This window comes from Micromonospora sp. CA-248260 (genome assembly GCF_050942205.1).
GTDB classification, from domain to species: domain Bacteria; phylum Actinomycetota; class Actinomycetes; order Mycobacteriales; family Micromonosporaceae; genus Micromonospora; species Micromonospora antibiotica.
The window spans coordinates 6,416,150-6,434,015 of record NZ_CP192021.1 but is presented as its reverse complement, the minus strand read 5'-3'; the positions used below and the strand labels follow the sequence as shown (position 1 = coordinate 6,434,015).

20 protein-coding genes are annotated in these 17,866 nt (G+C 71.9%); 8 read left to right on the top strand and 12 right to left on the bottom strand.

What is annotated here, in order from left to right:
* Position 1 precedes the first annotated feature (1 nt).
* On the top strand, positions 2 to 229 hold the full coding sequence (locus ACQP2H_RS27930) for an FmdB family zinc ribbon protein (RefSeq protein WP_208568300.1): 228 nt from the start codon (positions 2 to 4) through the stop codon (positions 227 to 229).
* Positions 230 to 416: 187 nt separating this feature from the next.
* Positions 417 to 3,293, top strand: coding sequence for an ATP-binding protein (locus tag ACQP2H_RS27925; RefSeq protein WP_357538040.1), 2,877 nt, complete (start codon positions 417 to 419; stop codon positions 3,291 to 3,293).
* A 125-nt stretch (positions 3,294 to 3,418) separates the two neighbouring features.
* Here ACQP2H_RS27925 and ACQP2H_RS27920 read toward each other — a convergent pair whose 3' ends face one another.
* Together ACQP2H_RS27920 and ACQP2H_RS27915 are read right to left on the bottom strand one after the other, a co-directional pair.
* The gene (locus tag ACQP2H_RS27920) at positions 3,419 to 3,961 is read right to left on the bottom strand and encodes a phospholipase (protein WP_208568298.1); all 543 of its coding nucleotides are present in this window, start codon (positions 3,959 to 3,961) and stop codon (positions 3,419 to 3,421) included.
* A 171-nt stretch (positions 3,962 to 4,132) separates the two neighbouring features.
* Positions 4,133 to 5,818, bottom strand: a complete 1,686-nt coding sequence (locus ACQP2H_RS27915) for a family 10 glycosylhydrolase (RefSeq protein WP_433233702.1) — start codon at positions 5,816 to 5,818, stop codon at positions 4,133 to 4,135.
* 410 nt (positions 5,819 to 6,228) lie between these two features.
* Between ACQP2H_RS27915 and ACQP2H_RS27910 the strand changes: the two genes are divergently transcribed.
* The gene (locus ACQP2H_RS27910) at positions 6,229 to 7,722 is read left to right on the top strand and encodes an amino acid permease (protein ID WP_219464851.1); all 1,494 of its coding nucleotides are present in this window, start codon (positions 6,229 to 6,231) and stop codon (positions 7,720 to 7,722) included.
* A 60-nt stretch (positions 7,723 to 7,782) separates the two neighbouring features.
* Here the strand turns inward: ACQP2H_RS27910 and ACQP2H_RS27905 are convergent, their stop codons facing one another.
* Positions 7,783 to 9,294 carry an alpha-N-arabinofuranosidase gene (locus ACQP2H_RS27905; protein ID WP_433229453.1) on the bottom strand — a complete coding sequence of 504 codons (1,512 nt, stop codon included), beginning with the start codon at positions 9,292 to 9,294 and terminating at the stop codon, positions 7,783 to 7,785.
* Positions 9,295 to 9,431: 137 nt separating this feature from the next.
* On the opposite strand from ACQP2H_RS27905, the gene ACQP2H_RS27900 reads away from it, so the two are divergent.
* Complete coding sequence (locus ACQP2H_RS27900) at positions 9,432 to 10,433, top strand: LacI family DNA-binding transcriptional regulator (RefSeq protein ID WP_433229451.1); 1,002 nt, start codon at positions 9,432 to 9,434, stop codon at positions 10,431 to 10,433.
* Positions 10,434 to 10,603: 170 nt separating this feature from the next.
* Here ACQP2H_RS27900 and ACQP2H_RS27895 read toward each other — a convergent pair whose 3' ends face one another.
* The 3 genes from ACQP2H_RS27895 to ACQP2H_RS27885 all read right to left on the bottom strand — a co-directional run bounded on the left by ACQP2H_RS27895 (position 10,604) and on the right by ACQP2H_RS27885 (position 13,558).
* Positions 10,604 to 11,329, bottom strand: coding sequence for a methyltransferase domain-containing protein (locus tag ACQP2H_RS27895; RefSeq protein ID WP_219464845.1), 726 nt, complete (start codon positions 11,327 to 11,329; stop codon positions 10,604 to 10,606).
* Between the two features lie 239 nt (positions 11,330 to 11,568).
* Positions 11,569 to 11,883, bottom strand: a complete 315-nt coding sequence (locus ACQP2H_RS27890) for a hypothetical protein (protein ID WP_208568292.1) — start codon at positions 11,881 to 11,883, stop codon at positions 11,569 to 11,571.
* Between the two features lie 37 nt (positions 11,884 to 11,920).
* A complete protein-coding gene (locus ACQP2H_RS27885) occupies positions 11,921 to 13,558 on the bottom strand; it encodes an ABC-F family ATP-binding cassette domain-containing protein (RefSeq protein WP_433229449.1) in 1,638 nt (545 codons plus the stop codon).
* Between the two features lie 262 nt (positions 13,559 to 13,820).
* Here ACQP2H_RS27885 and ACQP2H_RS27880 point away from each other — a divergent pair, with 262 nt between their 5' ends.
* Both ACQP2H_RS27880 and ACQP2H_RS27875 read left to right on the top strand, forming a co-directional pair.
* On the top strand, positions 13,821 to 14,591 hold the full coding sequence (locus ACQP2H_RS27880) for an ROK family protein (RefSeq protein WP_357538510.1): 771 nt from the start codon (positions 13,821 to 13,823) through the stop codon (positions 14,589 to 14,591).
* A 92-nt stretch (positions 14,592 to 14,683) separates the two neighbouring features.
* Complete coding sequence (locus ACQP2H_RS27875; protein WP_088644718.1) at positions 14,684 to 15,052, top strand: tetratricopeptide repeat protein; 369 nt, start codon at positions 14,684 to 14,686, stop codon at positions 15,050 to 15,052.
* Positions 15,053 to 15,083: 31 nt separating this feature from the next.
* On the opposite strand, the gene ACQP2H_RS27870 is transcribed toward ACQP2H_RS27875, so the two are convergent.
* Positions 15,084 to 15,263, bottom strand: a complete 180-nt coding sequence (locus ACQP2H_RS27870; RefSeq protein ID WP_433229446.1) for a hypothetical protein — start codon at positions 15,261 to 15,263, stop codon at positions 15,084 to 15,086.
* Between the two features lie 229 nt (positions 15,264 to 15,492).
* Between ACQP2H_RS27870 and ACQP2H_RS27865 the strand changes: the two genes are divergently transcribed.
* Together ACQP2H_RS27865 and ACQP2H_RS27860 are read left to right on the top strand one after the other, a co-directional pair.
* On the top strand, positions 15,493 to 15,687 hold the full coding sequence (locus tag ACQP2H_RS27865) for a helix-turn-helix transcriptional regulator (protein WP_205789268.1): 195 nt from the start codon (positions 15,493 to 15,495) through the stop codon (positions 15,685 to 15,687).
* 68 nt (positions 15,688 to 15,755) lie between these two features.
* Complete coding sequence (locus tag ACQP2H_RS27860) at positions 15,756 to 16,010, top strand: Smr/MutS family protein (protein WP_067315484.1); 255 nt, start codon at positions 15,756 to 15,758, stop codon at positions 16,008 to 16,010.
* 6 nt (positions 16,011 to 16,016) lie between these two features.
* Here the strand turns inward: ACQP2H_RS27860 and ACQP2H_RS27855 are convergent, their stop codons facing one another.
* The 5 genes from ACQP2H_RS27855 to ACQP2H_RS27835 form a co-directional block, all read right to left on the bottom strand.
* Positions 16,017 to 16,280: a type II toxin-antitoxin system RelE family toxin gene (locus tag ACQP2H_RS27855; RefSeq protein ID WP_219464841.1), complete on the bottom strand. Its 264-nt coding sequence runs from the start codon at positions 16,278 to 16,280 to the stop codon at positions 16,017 to 16,019.
* The gene (locus tag ACQP2H_RS27850) at positions 16,277 to 16,657 is read right to left on the bottom strand and encodes a hypothetical protein (RefSeq protein ID WP_219464840.1); all 381 of its coding nucleotides are present in this window, start codon (positions 16,655 to 16,657) and stop codon (positions 16,277 to 16,279) included. Before ACQP2H_RS27850 ends, ACQP2H_RS27855 begins: the two co-directional genes overlap by 4 nt.
* 119 nt (positions 16,658 to 16,776) lie before the next feature.
* Positions 16,777 to 17,226, bottom strand: coding sequence for a GNAT family N-acetyltransferase (locus tag ACQP2H_RS27845; protein ID WP_433229443.1), 450 nt, complete (start codon positions 17,224 to 17,226; stop codon positions 16,777 to 16,779).
* A 63-nt stretch (positions 17,227 to 17,289) separates the two neighbouring features.
* A complete protein-coding gene (locus ACQP2H_RS27840) occupies positions 17,290 to 17,631 on the bottom strand; it encodes a type II toxin-antitoxin system HicB family antitoxin (protein WP_363819231.1) in 342 nt (113 codons plus the stop codon).
* Positions 17,631 to 17,864: a toxin HicA gene (locus ACQP2H_RS27835; RefSeq protein WP_363819191.1), complete on the bottom strand. Its 234-nt coding sequence runs from the start codon at positions 17,862 to 17,864 to the stop codon at positions 17,631 to 17,633. The genes ACQP2H_RS27840 and ACQP2H_RS27835 overlap by 1 nt, the downstream gene beginning before the upstream one ends.
* Positions 17,865 to 17,866 lie beyond the last annotated feature (2 nt).

Genomic DNA, 17,866 nt, shown 5'->3' with positions numbered 1-17,866 from the left:
CATGCCCCGGTACGAGTTCCGCTGCCGCGCCTGCGGCGACACCTTCGAGGTCAACCGGCCGATGGCCGAGGCCGGTGCGCCGGCCGACTGCCCCCAGGGGCATGCCGACACGGTCAAGCTCCTGTCCACCGTGGCGGTCACCGGCCGTGGTGGCGGCTCCGGCGCCGGTGGCGCCCCTGCGGGTCCCGCCTCCGGTGGCGGTTGTTGCGGGGGCGGCTGCGGCTGCTGACCGGATCGTCCGGTGACCGGACCGGCTGGTGACCGGGTCGGAAACGACCCGATGTAACGGTGCGGCGCGTCGGTGCGCCAGGGTCAGTGACCCCCTTGGGTCCGATATCGCCCAACCGTTCTCACGATGCGTGACCGGTTGACCATAGGGCAGCATGAACCCCGACGTCAGGGCGGAGGTGCCACGAATGTCGCCACGGATCCACCTCCCGAGCGGTTGGGTGACCTTCGTGTTCACCGACATCGAGGGTTCCACCCGGCTGGCCCAACTGCTCGGGTCGGACTATCGCCCGGTGCTCTGGGAGCACCGTCGCCTGCTGCGCGACACGCTGGCCGAGACCGACGGCGCGGAGCTGCTGACCGAGGGGGACTCGTTCTTCCTGGCCTTCCCGGACGCGTCGGCGGCGCTGACCGCCTGCCTGACCGCGCAGCGGGCGTTGTCCACCCACGAGTGGCCCAACCCGGAGGCAGCCCCGAAGGTGCGGATGGGACTGCACACCGGCTACGCGGAACCCCGCGACGGCGAGTACGCCAGCCCCGAGGTGCACCGGGCCGCCCGGGTGGCCGCCGCCGCGCACGGTGGGCAGGTGCTCTGCTCGGCGTCGACCGCGCGGCTGGCCGAACCGCTGCCCACCGGGGCCACCCTGATCGACCTGGGCCTGCACCGGCTCCGGGGCTTCGACGACCGGGAACGGCTGTTCCAACTCGTCGCGCCGGGGCTCGGGCGGCAGTTCCCCCGCCCGCGTACCGCCGAGGCGTTGGCGCACAACCTGCCCACCCAGGTCACCTCGTTCGTCGGCCGGGAGACCGAACGGGTCGAGCTGGATCTGCTGATCCGTCGGCACCGGCTGGTCACCGTGGTCGGTGCGGGTGGCGCCGGCAAGACCCGGCTCGCCGTCGAGGTGGCGTCCGGCCAGGTGGAGGCGTACCCGGACGGGGTGTGGTTCGTCGACATCGCCACGGTCACCGACCCGGGGCTGGTGGCGTTCGCGATCGCCGCCGTGCTCGGGGCCCGTCCGGAACCGGGCCGCCCGATCCTGGACACCCTGGTCGAGTACGCGGCCGTCCGGCGGATGCTGGTGGTCCTCGACACCTGTGACGCCCAGCCGGCGGCCTGTGCCGAGGTGATCTCCCGGCTGCTCGCCGGTGGCAGCGGACTGCGGGTGCTGGCCACCAGTCGGGAGGCGTTCGGCCTGCTCGGTGAGGTGGTGTGGCGGATTCCGCCGCTGGCGGTCGACCCGCAGCCGGGGCGTACCGAGAGCGACGCGGTGGCGTTGCTGCTGGACCGGACGGCGGCGGCCCGGGGCGGTCGCCCGCCGGAGTGGACGGAGGCCGCCGACCTGCGCCGGGTGGTGCAGCGGCTGGATGGGCTGCCGTTGGCGATCGAGTTGGCCGCGGCCCGGCTGCGGGTGCTCTCCGCCGGTCAGTTGGCCGCCCGGCTGGACGACATGCTGGGCACTCTCGACGCCGGGCGGGACGCCCCGGAGCCACCCGCCGAGCGGGGTTGGGCGGGCAACCAGCAGGACACCGTGGACCTGGTCGCAGCAGCCTCCGGGCAGACGCCGCCGAGCCCTGCGCACCGGGCGGTGCAGCGTTCCGCCACCGAGCGGCACCTCACCATGCAGGCCACGGTCACCTGGTCGTACCGGACGTTGGGGCCCCGGTCCGCCCGGTTGCTGCGCTGGTTGGCGGTCTTCGCCGGGCCGGTGGACCTGGCCACGGTGGAGTGGCTGTTCGCCGACGACCCGCTCGATCCGCTGTCGGTGCTGGTGGACAAGTCGATGGTGCTGGCCGAGCCGCACGCCTCCGGCAGCACCTACCGGATGCTCGACCCGATCCGGGCGTACGCGGCGCGTCGGCTGGTCGAGACCGGCGAGGAGCAGGCTGCCCGGGACCGGCACGTGGCCTGGGCCCAGCACGCGCTGCACCGGGCCCACCTCGGGGCGGACGGCCGGCCGGTCACCCTGTCGCTGTACGCGGTGGACCCGCTGGCCCGTGAGTTGCGGGCGGCGCTGCGCTGGTCGGCCACCGGGGGCAGTGCGCGGGCCGGGCTGCTGCTGGCCGGTGGGCTGGACCAGTGGTGGCGGGAGCGGGGGCTGTCCCGGGAGGCCCGGCTGTGGCTGTTCCGGCTGTACGGGCGGATCGCCGAGACCGGGGAGGCGATCCCCGAGGCGGAGCTGGCGGCGGCGTACCACCTGCACTCGCTGCACGCCGGTGCGGACGGCGAGTTCGCCGAGGAGCTGCGGTTCTCGCAGCGGGCGGAGGCGGCGGCCCGGCAGGCCGGTGACGCGGGGCTGCTGGCCCGGGTGCTCGCCGGGCGGGCCGCGCCGCTGGTCGACATGGGGCAGTTCGCCGAGGCGGAGCGGGTCTGCCGGGAGGTCATCGACTGGGCGGGCGAGTTGGAGGTCAGCGGGGACGCCCTGCTGGCCGTCTACAACCTGGCGGAGCTGCTGTGGCGGCGGGGTGCGTTGGCGGAGGCGGCGGAGCTGCTCGGGGCGGCCCGCCCGGCGGAGGCGGCCCGGCCGGTGGAGCGGGGCTACCGGTCGGTGGACATGCTGCTGGGCATGGTGGCGTTGGCCCGGCACGACCTGGTGGCCGCGCACGACCACCTGTTGGTGGCGCTGCGGGCCCGGATGGGGCACGGCTACCACGGGCGGGCCTGCGACACGGTGAACGCGGTGGCGGTGCGGTGTGCGCTGGGCGGGGAGCCGGTGACGGCGGCCCGGTTGTTCGGCGCGGCCCAGGCCACCCGGGCCCGGTTGCGGGGCACTCCGGGCATCTTCGCCACGTACTGGCAGGAGCGGCAGGTCGAGCTGCGGCGCACCCTCGGCGACGCGGCCTTCGACGCGGCCTACGGCGAGGGCGGCGAGTTGGGTCTGGAGGAGGCGGCGGCGTTGGCGTTCGCCGTGGAGCACCCGGATCTGGCGGCGGACTCGGTCCGGTTCCGGGCGACCGGTGTGGTGACGCCGCGACCGACCGGCACGGCCACCCCCCGACCGGCCGGCGCGGTCACCCCTCGACCGCTGGCCCGCCGCGATGCGGAACGTCGGGAGGAGTGGGCCTGACCCGCCGCGCCGTCCGACGGACGCGGCGGCGATCCGGCGGACATGAGCGCGGCGCACAGACCGACCGGTGGGCGTGGGCGTCCGGCGGCGCGGCCCGCGCCGCCGGACGCCCGGCTGCCGGTGGGTCAGCCGCGTCGGGCGGCGGCCCGCTCGGCGTCGGCCTTCATCCGGGCGGCCCGGTCGAGGTCGGCCTGCGAGACGGCGGCGACCGAACCGAAGATGCTGACCGCCTGGTAGTACGTCCAGGCGAGGCTGGTGCAGGCCGGGCGGACGACTGAGTTGTAGGTGGCGCAGACCCGCTTGAGGTCCTCGTAGAAGGCGCTGTCCAGGCGGGCCTTGTTGGCCGAGAAGATCCCCATCGCCTTGTGGTTGCGGTAGCCGAAGTCGTGCCGGTAGCAGGAGAGGTTGAAGGTGAAGCCGAGCGGGTTGTCCGGGCTGGACGAGCAGTAGTCGGTGGACCAGTCGAAGCCGTAGTCCGCCCAGGCGGCCTGGTTGAGGCGACCGGAGTTCCAGGCGTTGTAGCTGCTGGCGCTGGTCTGGGTCCAGCTGCTCAGCACGCTGAGCTTTTGCGAGGTGCTCACCGCGGCGGATGCGGGTGAGCCGACGCCGAGCACGCTGAGCAGGGCGAACGTGCCGGCGGCGAGGGCGGTGGCGAGACGACGGGACAAGTTTTCCTCCGCGGGATGGGCGGTACGGTGTGTCACCGGTTGGTCACCGGAGTTAGATCAGTCTCGATCAATGTCCCGTCGGTGGGGCGTGGTGGAGGCGACGTATTGGTGACATACGTCGAAACAGACGAATGCACCGGGTGCCGGAGCACCCGGGGCGTCCGAGGACGATCAGCGCACCACCCGCGCCGACGAGGCGGCACTCTCGTTCCACGACCGGTCCAACGCGGTCACCTGGTAGGTGTACGCCCGACCCGGCTCGGCGGTGCCGTCCACCCAGGACTGCGGCTGCCCCGGGGCGGCCCGGACCGTGCCGACCAGGTGTGCAGCGTCGGCCCGCCCGCACCCCTCGACCGGGCCGGGCCCGTCGAAGCGGTAGACCGCGTACGACGTGGCGGTGCCGAGCTGGCCCGTCCCGTCGGCCGGCTGCCGCCAACGCAGACGTACCCCCTCGGTGGTCCGCTCGGCCCGGGTGAGTGCCGGACGCAGCAGCGGCTTGGCCGGCAGGTGCGCCATGGTCGGCACCAGCGCCGGACGGGAGTAGTGCGCGGCGGCGTAACGGCTCGTCGCGCCGAGCCGGTCGGCCCGCACCTGCACCGCCGAGAAGTGCACGTTGCCGAGCACCTCCGGGTACGCCCGGTTCAGCGTCAGGTGGTCCGACAGTTCCTGCGGGTTCATCCAGTACGTGCCGTAGGCCGGGTCGCCGCTCTTGTAGTCCGCCTGGCCGATGTAGAGCTGCACCCGGGTGCCGCGTACCGTCTGCGCCCACCAGGGCACCAGTCGGGCGTAGTCGGCGGCCGGATACTGGCCGATGTACCAGTAGAGCTGCGGCACGACGTAGTCGATCCACTCCTGCTTGACCCACCTGCGGGTGTCGGCCGAGATGATGTCGTACGACTGGCTGCCGGTGGTGTCCGAGCCGTCCGGGTCGGCGCTGGCGTTGCGCCAGATGCCGAACGGGCTCACCCCGAACTTCACCCACGGCTTGACCGCCTTGACCCTGACCCCCATTTCCTGGATCAGCAGGTCGATGTTGTCCCGCCGCCAGGCCGCCCGGTCGGTGAACCCTCGGTGGTACGCGGCGAACGTCGCATCGTCCGGCACCGGGTACGTGCCGCTCGGGTACGGGTAGAAGTAGTCGTCGAAGTGCACGCCGTCGATGTCGTACCGGCGGACCGCGTCGAGTATCGCGGTCTGGACGAACTCACGGACCTGCGGGACGCCCGGGTCGTAGTAGAGCCGGCTGCCCGCGACGCCGGCCGGCGGGTAGGCGAAGGTCCACTCCGGATGCTGCCGGGCCGGATGGTCCGGGGCGAGCTGTCCCAGGTCGGCACCCGCGCCCCCGGGTGCCGGCATGGAGATCCGGTACGGGTTGAACCAGGCGTGGAACTCCAGGTTCCGCAGGTGTGACTCGGCGACCAGGAAGGCCAGCGGATCCCAGCCCGGGTCCTGCCCCCGTACCCCGGTCAGGTACTCCGACCACGGCTCGTACGGCGACGGCCAGAACGCGTCGGCGGTCGGCCGGACCTGCACCACCACCGCGTTGTGGTGCAGTCGCTGCGCCAGGTCGAGCCAGCCCCGGTACTCCGCCTGCTGGGCGGCGATCCGGTCCGGGGCGGTACGGGAGGCCGCGCTCGGCCAGTCGATGTTCACCACCGACGAGATCCACATCGCCCGGAACTGCCGCTTCGGCACCGCCGGATCGACCGCACAGACGACACCACCCCCGCCGACGGTGCCGCCCCCGCCGCCGAACCCGGCCCCGGCCGCGTCGACCGCCCCCACCGGCCCGCCCCACCCCACTCCGCCGACCAGCCCCAGTATCAACCCCACCACACCGACCCGAGCCACCTTCACACTCCACATCCCTTCACCATCTCCCCATCCCACCCCCCACCCCCACCCCCACCTCGCCTCGTCCCGGCTCGCCTCGTCCCACCTCGTCCCGCCCCGGTGATCAAGAGGTTTGCGTCATCCAGCGCGCGAAAGTTGACGTAAACCTCTTGATCACCGGGGCGAGGGGTGGGGTGGGTGGGGGTGGGGGTGGGGGGAAAGTTTCATATTGGGGTGGGTGGGCGCAAGGGGTGGCGGGTGGTGGGTGGGGCGGTTGGGTGATGGGGGTGGGGTGACCGAAAGCGGTCGTTGGGGGACACGGGGTTGATGTTTTGGTGGTGGGGAGGGGGCGATTGGTGGTCGGTGTGGGTGGGTAGCAACGCGCGGCACCGGTCGCCAGCAGGGCGGTCGCGGTGGTGGGAGGGGTGAGTACGGTGTCTGTGCTGCGAACCAAACCGATCAAGGATGTGGTTGCCCAGGGCAACGCGGACGGCAGCGACGGCAGCCCCGGTCTCAAACGCCGGCTCGGTGCCCGCGACCTCACCGGCTTCGGCATCGGCATCGTGATCGGCACCGGCATCTTCACCCTCACCGGCATCGAGGCACGCGACAGCGCCGGGCCGGGCGTGGTGATCTCGTTCGCCATCGCCGGGGTGGTCGCCCTGCTCGCGGCCCTCTGCTACGCCGAGTTGGCGTCCAGCGTGCCGACCGCCGGCAGCGCGTACACCTACGCGTACGCCACGATGGGTGAGATCGTCGCGTGGATCATCGGGTGGGACCTGCTGCTGGAGTTCGCGCTCGGCGCGGCGGTGGTGGCCCGGGGTTGGTCCGGTTACCTGGCCGAGCTGTTCGGCCTGCCGAGCACCTGGTTCGCCGAAGAGGGCAGCGTGGTCAACCTCGGCGCGATCGGCATCGTGCTGCTGCTCGGTGTGGTCGCCATCATCGGCATCCGCGAGTCCGCCCGGATCACCAACATCCTGGTGCTGGTAAAGGTCGCCATCTGCATCTTCGTCGTGGTCGCCGGGCTGTTCTTCGTCAAGTCCGCCAACCTCAGCCCGTTCATCCCGCCGGCCGAGCCGGCCGGTGCCGGTGACGACGGCATCAAGCAGCCGGTCGTGCAGGCGTTCTTCGGGCTGGAGCCGTCCGTCTTCGGTTTCGTCGGGGTGCTCAGCGCCGCCGCCGTGGTCTTCTTCGCGTACACCGGGTTCGAGGCGGTGGCGAACCTGGGTGAGGAGACCAGGCGGCCCAAGCGGGACCTGACCCTGGGGTTGTTCGGCACGCTGTTGATCTCCACCGCGCTCTACGTCGGCGTCTCGCTGGTCGTGGTCGGCATGGTGCCGTACGGCGAGATCGACCGGGGTGCCCCGATCGCCGCAGCCTTCAACGCGGTCGGTGCGAGCTGGGCCGGGGTGCTGGTCTCCATCGCGGCCGTGGCCGGCCTGACCAGCGTGATCCTGGTCGACCTGGTGGCCATGGGCCGGATCGGGTTCGCCATCTCCCGGGACGGGTTGATCCCGCCCGCCGTCGCCAAGATCCACCCGCGTTGGGGGACCCCGTACCGGATCTCCGCCGTGATGACGGTGGTGGTGGCGCTGCTCGCCGGGTTCCTGCCGCTGTCCGCGTTGGCCGATCTGGTCAGCATCGGCGCGCTCTGCGCCTTCATGATCGTCGCCATCGCGGTGCCGATCCTGCGCCGTAAGCGCCCCGACCTGGAGCGGCCGTTCCGGGTCCCGTTCTCCCCGGTGCTGCCGATCTTCACCGCGCTGGCCTGCCTGTACCTCACGCTCAACCTGTCGATCGAGACCTGGATCAGGTTCCTCATCTGGATGGCGCTCGGCGGGATCATCTACTTCGGCTACGGCTACCGCCGCAACCGTCTCGCCACCGGCGAAGCCGAGGACCGGGCCAAGGAGCGTGCTCCGGCCTGACGACCCGGGGGTGCCGGCCACCCCGGGCCGCCGGTCGGTCGTTCCGGTGGCCCGGGGTGGTCAGGGTCGGGGGGCGAAGCGCAGCAGGTTCCAGGAGATCGCCGGCAGGCGTACGGAGCAGCGGTCGCCGTCGACGGTGACGGTGGGCAACTCCCGGGGCGTCACCCGGTCGGGCTCCGCCTCGGTGTTGATCGCGTCCGGGTCGTCCCCGGCGGCCAGGCTGAGGTGCTGCACCTGGTGCAGCCCGGACAGGCCCCGCAGGTCGATCTCCACCGGGAGGGCGTCGGTGCCCCGGTTGACCGCGAACACGGTCAGCCCGCCGGACTCCTCGTCGTGCAGCGCGACGGTGTCCAACACCGGCACGTCGCCGTACCGCTTCGTGGCGTAGTGCGGCGAGACCGGCTCGGTGCGCAGCACGGTGCCGGTGGCGTGGCGGGCGGTCAGGGCGAACGGGTGGAAGATGCTCTGCCGCCAGGCCGGCCCGCCGGTGCGGGTACGGATCGGGGCGATCACGTTGGCCAGCTGCGCCTGGGCGGCGACACCGACCCGGTCGGCGTGCCGGAGCAGGGTGATCAGCAGGTCGCCGACCACCACCGCGTCGACGGCGGTGTAGTCGTCCTCAAGCAGTGCGGGTGCCTCGACCCAGCCGCGCGCGTCCAGGTCGCCCTGGACGCGGGACTGGTACCAGACGTTCCACTCGTCGAAGGAGATCTTCAGCTTGCGGGTCTGGCGCAGCCGGGCGGCCACGTGGTCGGCGGTGGCGACGACCTCGGTGATGAACTGGTCCATGTCGACGGCGGAGGCGAGCAGGCTGGCCCGGTCGCCGTCGGTCGGGTCGTAGTAGGAGTGCGCGGAGATGTAGTCGACCTGCTCGTAGGTGTGTTCCAGCACGGTCGCCTCCCAGGAGGCGAAGGTGGGCATGCCCCGGCCGGAACTGCCGCAGGCGACCAGGCTGATCGAGGGGTCGATCAGCTTCATCGCCCGCGCGGTCTCGGCGGCGAGCCGGCCGTACTCCTCGGCGGTCTTGTGGCCGACCTGCCACGGGCCGTCCAGTTCGTTGCCGAGGCACCACAACCGCACGCCGTACGGCTGCTGCGCGCCGTGTGCGCGACGCAGGTCGGACAGCCGGGTGCCGCCCGGGTGGTTGGCGTACTCCAGCAGGTCGCACGCCTCCTGGACGCCCCGGGTGCCGAGGTTGACCGCCATCATCGGCTCGACCTGCGCGGCGGTGGCCCAGGCCATGAACTCGTCGAGGCCGAACGCGTTGGTCTCGATGGTCTTCCAGGCCAGGTCCAGCCGGCGGGGGCGGTCGTCGACCGGGCCGACACCGTCCTCCCAGCGGTAGCCGGAGACGAAGTTGCCGCCGGGGTAGCGGACCATCGAGACGCCCAGTTCCCGGGTCAGCTCCAGCACGTCGCGGCGCAGGCCGAGCGGGTCGGCCCCAGGGTGCCCCGGCTCGTAGATGCCGCCGTAGACGCAGCGGCCCAGGTGTTCGACGAAGGAGCCGAAGAGCCGGCGGTCCACCGGGCCGACCGTGAAGGCCGGGTCGATCGTCAACCGTGCTGCACGCACGGGCCCACCTCTTCCCCTGAGCTGCTCGGAGCGACTACGGTCGATGCGCTGCTCCGCGTTTGTATACCGTTGTCGCCAACGTTGTAAAGGATCTCTCGCGCGATTCGGTCCGGTGGCGGACGCGGGAAGGAGCCCACGTGCGGCACCGACTGAAGGACGTGGCCGAACGGGCCGGGGTGTCGGTCAAGACCGTGTCGAACGTGGTCAACGGCTACCAGCACGTCCGGCCGGACACCCGGGCCCGGGTCGAGGCGGCCCTCGCCGAACTGCGCTACCGGCCCAACCTGTCGGCTCGCAACCTGCGCAAGGGTCGTACCGGCGTGATCGCCCTCGCCGTGCCGGAGCTGGACATCCCCTATTTCGCCGAGTTGGCCCGGCACGTGGTGGCCGCCGCCGCCGACCACGGCTGGACCGTGCTCATCGACCAGACCGGCGGTGGCCGGGAACGGGAACGGGTCGCCGCCGCCGGCATCGGCGACCACCTGATCGACGGTCTGATCTTCAGCCCGCTGTCGCTGACCGCCGACGACCTCACCGACCTCGACGGCGTACCGATGGTGCTGCTCGGCGAGCGGGTGGACCACGGCCCCGCCGACCACGTGGTGATCGACAACGTGACCGCCGCCCGGGAGGTGACCGCCCACCTGATCGGCCTCGGCCGTCGCCGGATCGCCGCCGTCGGCGCGCAACCCACCCCCGAGGGGGCCGGCGCCCGCCTGCGGCTGGCCGGCTACACCGCCGCCCTGACCGAGGCCGGCATCGGGTACGACGAACGCCTCGTCGCCGCCACCCCGGCCTGGCGTCGCGCCGACGGCGCCGCCGCCCTGCGCCACCTGCTCGCCTCCGGAACCCGCCCGGACGCGGTGTTCTGCTTCAGCGACACCCTCGCCCTCGGCGCGCTGCGCGCCCTGCACGAGGCCGGCCTGCGGGTCCCCACCGACGTCGCCGTCGCCGGCTTCGACGACATCGAGGACGGGCGGTTCAGCGTCCCCACCCTGACCACTGTCGCCCCGGACAAGGAACGGATCGCCCGGCTCGCCGTGGACCTGCTCGCCGGCCGGCTGGGCGGGGACCGGGACGCGCCACCCCGGGAACTCACCGCCCCGCACCGCCTGACCCCCCGGGAGAGCACCGCCTGACGCCCGCCCTGCCCGCTCGGCCGAACCTGCCGTCCGGGCCGAACCTGCCGTCCGGGCCGAACCTGCCGTCCGGGCCGAACCTGCCGGCTGGGCCGGACCGGTCCGCTGAGGCCGGATCTGCCCGTTGGGCAGGAACGGGCCGCTGGCCGGAGCCGTGGCCCGGCCGGCTGTCAGTCGAAGAAGCGGGCCAGGTGGGCCGGTGCCGGCGGTGGGGCGTCGGCGGGCAGCGGGGTCAGATCGGCGAAGATGGACGCGCCGTCGCAGCCGGCGTGCAGCGGATGCCAGCGCGGGGTGCCCGGCGGGCGCTGACCGCAGACCCCCTTGATCGTCTGTACGTCCAGCAGCCGGACGTGGGTCGGGTCCGCCACCGCGTTGACGTGCCCCCACCAGGGGCTCATCACGTGCAGCACGCCACCCGGGCGGAGCACCCGGTGGCACTCGTCCAGCAGCGGCAGGAAGTCGATCAGGTGCTCCAGGATGTGCACGGTGAAGATGACGTCGACGGAGTCGTCGGCCAGCGGCAGCGACCCGGACAGGTCCGCCACCGCGTCCACCCCGGGGGCCGGGAAGATGTCCAACCCCAGGTTCGTCGGGTACTGCTTCTGGCCGCCGCAGCCCAGGTCCACCACCACCGGGTCCCGGCCGTCGACCCGCACCCGCCCCCACACGCCGTACACCCCGGCCAGCCGGCCGACCAGCTCGCGGACCAGCCGCAACTGATCCGGTTCGGCCACCTCCCCGCTCAGGTGGGCGACCCCCCGGTCGAACCGCACCTCGACGGGGAGCCCACGTAACCGCTCGTCGTGGCGGGCCTGCTCGGCCCAGGCCGCTTCGAGGAACCCGTCGAGCGCCCGCAGCCGTTCGGCCGAGGGCGGTGCCTGCGCCAACGCGACCATGGCCACCTCCCGCCGGCCGTTACCCGCTCTCCGGTCCCGCACACCAGTCGCCGCCAACTCTCGCCGCTCTGCTGCCCATCGCCGCTCTGCTGCCCATCGCCGCTCTGCTGCCCATCGCCGCTCTGCTGCCCATCGCCGCTCTGCTGCCCATCGCCGAGCCGGTGCCCGGGGCGGACCCCACCGTGACCGTGACCGTCCAGCCGGGCGATGGCTCCGCGCGCGGAGCGCGTACCCGTGGGTCAGCCGCCGGTGCGGCGGGTGGGCCGGCCGACGGCCCGGATGCGCTGCCGGGGCGCACCGGCCGCCTTCGGCCGCTTGAGGTGGTAACGGTGCAGCTCGTTGTGGCCCTCCAGGGACGGGTCCTCGCTCATCCCGACAAGTTCCCAGCCCTGGTCACCGGCCCGGTTCAGGTGCGCCAGCGCGGTGTCGCCGTAGGCGGTCACGTCGGTCATCGAGCCGTCCGGGCCGTACCAGACGAAGACGACCTCCCAGCTGAGGTCGGAGGCGGTCGGCTGGCGACGGCGCACCAGCAGCGCGTACTCCCATCTGAGCATGACCCATTGTCACCCGGCGGTCGTCGGGCGGCACGGATCAGTCCTCGGCGATCCGCCCGTCGGCGACCCGCAGCCGCCGGTGCACGCTGACCGCCTCCAGCATCCGCCGGTCGTGGGTGACCAGCAGCAGCGTCCCCGGATAGCCGGCCAACGCCGACTCCAACTGCTCGATGGCCGGCAGGTCGAGGTGGTTGGTCGGCTCGTCGAGCACCAGCAGGTTGACCCCCCGGCCCTGCAGCAGCGCCAGCGCCGCCCGGGTCCGCTCGCCCGGCGACAGCGTCGCCGCCGGCCGCAGCACGTGCGCGGCCCGCAGACCGAACTTGGCCAGCAGCGTCCGCGCATCCGCCGGTGCCATCTCCGGTACGGCGGCCCCGAACGCCTCCAGTAGCGGCTGGTCGCCGAGGAACAGCCCCCGGGCCTGGTCCACCTCGCCGACCACCACCCCCGGCCCGAGCGCGGCGTGCCCGGCGTCGAGCGGCAGCCGACCCAGCAGCGCGCCGAGCAGGGTGGTCTTGCCGGAACCGTTCGCCCCGGTGATCGCCACCCGGTCGGCCCAGTCGATCTGGAGGTTCACCGGCCCCAGGGTGAAGTCGCCCCGGCGGACCACCGCGTCGCGCAGCGAGGCCACCACCGCACCGGCCCGGGGCGCGGCGGCGATCTCCATCCGCAGCTCCCACTCCTTGCGGGGCTCCTCGACCACGTCGAGGCGTTCGATCAGCCGCTCGGTCTGCTTCGCCTTGGCCGCCTGCTTCTCCGTCGCCTCGGCCCGGAACTTCCGGCCGATCTTGTCGTTGTCGGTGGCCTTGCGGCGGGCGTTCTTCACACCCTTCTCCATCCAGGCCCGCTGGGTGCGGGCGCGGTTCTCCAACGCGGCCCGGGTGTCGGCGTACTCCTCGAAGTCGGCGCGGGCGTGCCGGCGGGCCACTTCCCGCTCCTCCAGGTAGGCGCCGTAACCGCCGCCGTAGTGCCGCACCTGCTGCTGCACGAGGTCCAGCTCCAGCACCCGGGTCACCGTCCGGGTCAGGAACTCCCGGTCGTGGCTGACCAGCACCGTGCCGGCACGCAGGCCGGTGACGAACCGTTCCAGCCGGTCCAGACCGGCCAGGTCCAGGTCGTTGGTGGGCTCGTCGAGCAGGAAGACGTCGTACCGGCTGAGCAGCAGCGAGGCCAGCCCGGCGCGGGCCGCCTGACCACCGGACAGGCCGGTCATCGGGTGGTCCAGGTCGACCGTCAGTCCCAACTCCGAGGCGACCTGCTCGGCGCGTTCCTCCAGGTCCGCCCCGCCGAGGTCGAGCCACCGCTCCAACGCCCCGGCGTACGCGTCGTCAGCCCCGGCCGTGCCTGCGGTGAGCGCCTCGGCGGCGGCGTCCAGGGCCGCCTGCGCCCCGGTCACCCCGGTCCGGCGGGCCAGGAAGTCGCGGACCGTCTCGCCCGCCCGCCGTTCCGTCTCCTGCGGCAGGTAGCCCACCGAGGCCCCCGGCGGGCTCAGCGTGAGGCTGCCCTCCTCCACCGGCTGCACCCCGGCCAGCGTGCGCAGCAGCGTCGACTTGCCCGCCCCGTTGACCCCGACCAGCCCCACCACGTCCCCGGGTGCGACCACCAGGTCGAGGTCACTGAAGAGCATCCGCTCCCCGTGCCCGGCGGCAAGTCCTTTGGCGATCATCGTGGCGCTCATGAGGCCCCGAGCCTATCGCCCGTCGATCCGGGCGGGGACGCCACGCGGCCCGGCCCACGTCGGGCCCGCCTGCCGACCCCGGTGACCGGCCCACCGCCGCCGCTCCCGCCGCTCCCGCCGCCCGTCACCACCGTCGTCGGGTCTCCCGGGCCGGTGGTCGGGTCGGGGCTGGGTCGGTGGTCGGGGGGCGGGCTGTCGGCACCGGTCGGCGAAAGGTGGGGGAGGGGCGGGAGGAACGGGGCGGGTGGGGCAAGGTGAGGGGGTGGGATTGACGCTGGCGGTCGACTGCGGTGGCGGAGGCATCAAGGGATCGGTGCTGGACGGGGGTGGCAACCTGCGGGCACCGGTGATCCGGGTGGACACCCCGTACCCGTTGCCGCCCGAGTTGTTCGTCAAGACGCTGGTGGAGCTGGCCGGGCGGCTGCCCTCGGCCGACCGGGTCACGGTGGGGATGCCGGGCATGATCCGGCACGGGGTCGTGGTGGCCACGCCGCACTACGTGACCCGCTCCGGGCCGCGCAGCCGCGTCGACCCCGACCTGCTCGCCGAGTGGTCCGGGTACGACGCCCGACGGGCGGTCACCGAGGCGTTCGGGATGCCGGCGCTGGTGCTCAACGACGCCGAGGTGCACGGTGCGGGGGTGGTCGCCGGCACCGGCTGCGAGCTGGTGCTGACCCTCGGCACCGGGCTGGGCAGCGCGCTGTTCGACGGTGGGCGGCTCGCCCCGCACCTGGAGCTGTCGCACGCCCCGGTCCGCTGGGGCACCACCTACGACACGTACGTGGGGGAGCCGGAGCGGCGGCGGCTCGGCGACGCCTTCTGGTCCCGGCGCATCCGGCAGGTGGTGGACGGGCTGCGCCCGGTGTTCCGCTGGGACCGGCTCTATCTCGGTGGCGGCAACTCGCGGCTGATCCGGCCCGAGCAGGTGGCCCGGATGGGCGACGACGTGGTGATCGTGCCCAACACGGCCGGAATCGTCGGCGGTGTCCGGGCCTGGCAGTTGACCGGCGAACGGGACGACCCGGCCTCCTGAGCCACAAGTCCACCCCCAGGAACACTCGCGGTACGCCCGGTGTTGTGCCAGCGTCGGAGCAATGGCGACGTGACGCGAGGGGGTGGGTCGGGATGGATCTTCTGGCGGAGTACCGACGGGCGACCATGTACTTCGAGATGGGTGACCCGAGCGGAGCGGTCCGGCTGCTGGAGCCGATCGTGGCGGCCGAGCCCGGCAACTCCTCCGTACGTCAGCTGCTGGCCCGGGCGTACTTCCAGACCGCCCAGCTCGGCCGCGCCGAGGAGCAGTTGCGGGAGCTGGTCGACCGGGACCCCAGCGACCACTACGCCCACCACGTGCTGGGCCGGACGCTGGAGCGGCTCAACCGCTACCCGGACGCGTTGCGGCACCTGCGCATCGCGGCGGCCATGCACTCGACCAACGACGACTACGTGACCGCGCTGCGCCGGGTGGAGAGCCGGGTCGGCAACGGTCGCTGAGTCCTGATCACGCCGGGCCGGGGGCGGGTTCCTACCCTTCTCCCGGCCCGGGTCCGCGTCTGGTCCAGGCCAGGAACCTGTCGAACAGCTCCGCCGGGGCCGGGACGGCGTTCGGGTTGAGGGTGACCAGGTCGCCGGTGGCGTCGTACAGCCGCCCGGCCATGTAGACGGACAGCCCGACGCGGTCCCCCCGGTAGTCCATGGTCAGCATCAGGCGGGCGGGCTGACACGGCCAGGGAGCGGCGCACACCCGGCACAACCAGAGCGGCCGCATCGGTACGTGTGGCCGCACGGCCCCGCCGGGGCGGGCATGCACCCGGGAAACGTTCAGCGGTTTCACCGTCTCAGAGTGGCCGCTACGCTACCCCCTAGTCAAGGCCCTAGTAGGGTGTCGCCCAACTAGGGCCTCGCCCAGTGGGGACGTGTCTAGCCTCCCGTTCATGGGCCGGAATCTCATGGGCGCGTACGAGATCCGGATGAGGCTGGGCGTGAGCAGGCAACGCGTCGAGCAGTTGATGAAGCGCCCCGACTGGCCGAAGCCCTATGAGTCGCTCGCCACCGGTCGGATCTGGCGTACCGAGGACATCGAGGCCTGGATCCGCGAGCACCGGCCGAACCTGCCCGACGAAGCCTGAGCCTCGCCCCGACGCCTGTCGGCCTACGATGGGCCTGCCATGGCGGCTGCGCAGGTGGGGGAGGCGGGATGAAGCTCAAGCTGGACCTGCACGACATCTTCAACAAGGGCCACGACATCGACCGTGCCCTGCGCGGGATCATGGACGAGGCGGTGGCGAAGAAGGCCACCCTGGTCGAGATCATCCCCGGTAAGGGGTCCGGCCAGCTCAAGAAGAAGGTGCTGCGCTTCCTCGATCAGAAGGACGTCAAGCAGCTCTATCACCGGGTCGAGAAGGACTCCAAGAACTTCGGCCGCCTCTTCGTCCACTTCCGCTGGAAGTGACGTTCCCTAAAAGGACCGGTACACCTCTCTGCGGTGAGCGATTCGCACGACTGCGATCAGGACCTGGTCGTCCAGGATCAGGTAGACGATCCGGAAATCACCCACCCGGATTCGCCACTTGGTATCCCCACCGGACAGCTTCACGCAGCCAGCAGGCCGAGGGTCGACTGCCAGCTGATCGATCGCGTTACCGATGCGGACCTGGGTGGAGCGATCAAGCTTGGCCAGTTCGCGCGCCGCAGCGTTGGTGAGCTCAACCTTCCATGTCACAGGTCCAGCTCCCGCTTGACCGCGCTCCACGGCTGCGTCGACTCACCAGCACGCATCGACGCCAGTGCGTCGTCGCACGCCTGGGCGTCCTCCTCGTTGATCACCTGTTCCATGATCTCGTCAAGCCGCGTCAGCTGCTCACGAGCCAAGGCGCGGGAAGCGTCCGTCCGGTTCGGGTTTCTGGCTATCGCTTCCAGCGACTGCCTGATCTTCTCCAGACCCTGCGGATCGAGCGACGTCGGTGGTCCCATCGCCGCCACCCGCTGCCCCTGGCGAGTCAGGTAGACGACGTTGCCTTCCTCAGCCGCCTCGACAGCTTCAGGCGGCGGACCGGCATGAGGCGGAACCTCATACTCGAACGCGTGTGCGGCGGTCATGAGGGTCATGTTAGCGCTGAAGAATCCCGCAGCCGGACAACCAGCTGAGGCGGTGTCGGCCAGGATCCGTCAGAGATTGACGCGGGCCGGCTGGGTGGCCCGTTCCCACATCAGCACTGTCAGAAATCCAGGACGGCGACCGTCTCCCCTTCGCTCTGCTCGCCGGTCGGCCGGAAGCCCAGCTTCAGATAGAAGCCCTCCGCCCCGCCCTCGCGGGGCACCCAGGTGACGTACGCCCGGTTGCCGCCCCGGGCGCGGATCTCCGCGCACACCGCCTCGACGGCGAACCGCCCGTAACCCTTGCCCTGGGCGTCGGCCGCGATGTTGAGTTTCCAGAGGCCGGACCGGACGTCATCGGGGTTGTCGCCCCACGCGTAGTCGAGGAAGGCCATCAGGAAGCCGACCAGCCGGTCGCCGTCGAAGATCAGCCTCGGCCAGGCGATGTCCGGGAAGACGTATGCCTCGGCCAGTGACTTGACCACCGGCCCGACCAGATCCTCCTGATCGGGGCGCACTGACAGATTGAGCGCCGCCTCGTAGTTCTCCGGGGTGACCTTCTCCAGCCGCATCCTGCGGACCGTAGTCCGCCCCGCCGGTCCGGGCGACCGGTTATCCGGGCCATCCCGCCCTGTTCAGGCAGCCGACAGCTTCCGTACGACGTACTGGTTGAGGCTCATCCCGTCTTCTGCGGCATGGATGGCCAACTCGCGGTGAAGGCTTTCGCCGACGCGCACGTTGAACTTGCCCGAGTAGCTCCGATCGGCAAACGGCTTCGGTACTTCCTCGCCCTGCTGCTCCAGGTCCGCGACCACCTCGCTCAGCAGGTCCTGAAGCCCTTGCAGGGCTTCGATCTGAGAGGGGGCCAGCCAGGACAGCGAGGGAAACTCGGCGCAGGTGGCGACGAACTCGCTGTCCTGGGCCGACCACGTGACGCGATAGGAGTAGTGACTCACCTCGGGGCGAACATCCTGCATCACAAGGCCTCCTTCTTCTCGATCGCCTTGAGAACCTGCCGTACCTGGTACGCCTTGTCGTTCTGAATGTTCACGCGTGGGTCTCCGGCCCACGGCATCTTGAACACCGCGTGCGAGGTGCCGTCCTGCCGAGGCTTCCCGAAGTAGTGCTCGCACACCCGCTTCAGGTCGTTGTAGGCGACGCCCTGAGGGTTGGTTCGCATCGCTTCCATGATTCGACTTACCGAAGACACGC

What these genes read in the sequence shown, in the direction of transcription:
- ACQP2H_RS27860 (WP_067315484.1), top strand. Translation starts at nt 15,756, where the DNA reads ATGAAGCTCAAGCTGGACCTGCACGACATCTTCAACAAGGGCCACGAC.
- ACQP2H_RS27875 (WP_088644718.1), top strand. Translation starts at nt 14,684, where the DNA reads ATGGATCTTCTGGCGGAGTACCGACGGGCGACCATGTACTTCGAGATG.
- ACQP2H_RS27930 (WP_208568300.1), top strand. Translation starts at nt 2, where the DNA reads ATGCCCCGGTACGAGTTCCGCTGCCGCGCCTGCGGCGACACCTTCGAG.
- ACQP2H_RS27895 (WP_219464845.1), bottom strand. Translation starts at nt 11,329, where the DNA reads ATGGTCGCGTTGGCGCAGGCACCGCCCTCGGCCGAACGGCTGCGGGCG.
- ACQP2H_RS27845 (WP_433229443.1), bottom strand. Translation starts at nt 17,226, where the DNA reads ATGCGGCTGGAGAAGGTCACCCCGGAGAACTACGAGGCGGCGCTCAAT.
- ACQP2H_RS27850 (WP_219464840.1), bottom strand. Translation starts at nt 16,657, where the DNA reads ATGACCGCCGCACACGCGTTCGAGTATGAGGTTCCGCCTCATGCCGGT.
- ACQP2H_RS27840 (WP_363819231.1), bottom strand. Translation starts at nt 17,631, where the DNA reads ATGCAGGATGTTCGCCCCGAGGTGAGTCACTACTCCTATCGCGTCACG.
- ACQP2H_RS27925 (WP_357538040.1), top strand. Translation starts at nt 417, where the DNA reads ATGTCGCCACGGATCCACCTCCCGAGCGGTTGGGTGACCTTCGTGTTC.
- ACQP2H_RS27865 (WP_205789268.1), top strand. Translation starts at nt 15,493, where the DNA reads ATGGGCCGGAATCTCATGGGCGCGTACGAGATCCGGATGAGGCTGGGC.
- ACQP2H_RS27890 (WP_208568292.1), bottom strand. Translation starts at nt 11,883, where the DNA reads ATGCTCAGATGGGAGTACGCGCTGCTGGTGCGCCGTCGCCAGCCGACC.
- ACQP2H_RS27885 (WP_433229449.1), bottom strand. Translation starts at nt 13,558, where the DNA reads ATGAGCGCCACGATGATCGCCAAAGGACTTGCCGCCGGGCACGGGGAG.
- ACQP2H_RS27870 (WP_433229446.1), bottom strand. Translation starts at nt 15,263, where the DNA reads ATGCTGACCATGGACTACCGGGGGGACCGCGTCGGGCTGTCCGTCTAC.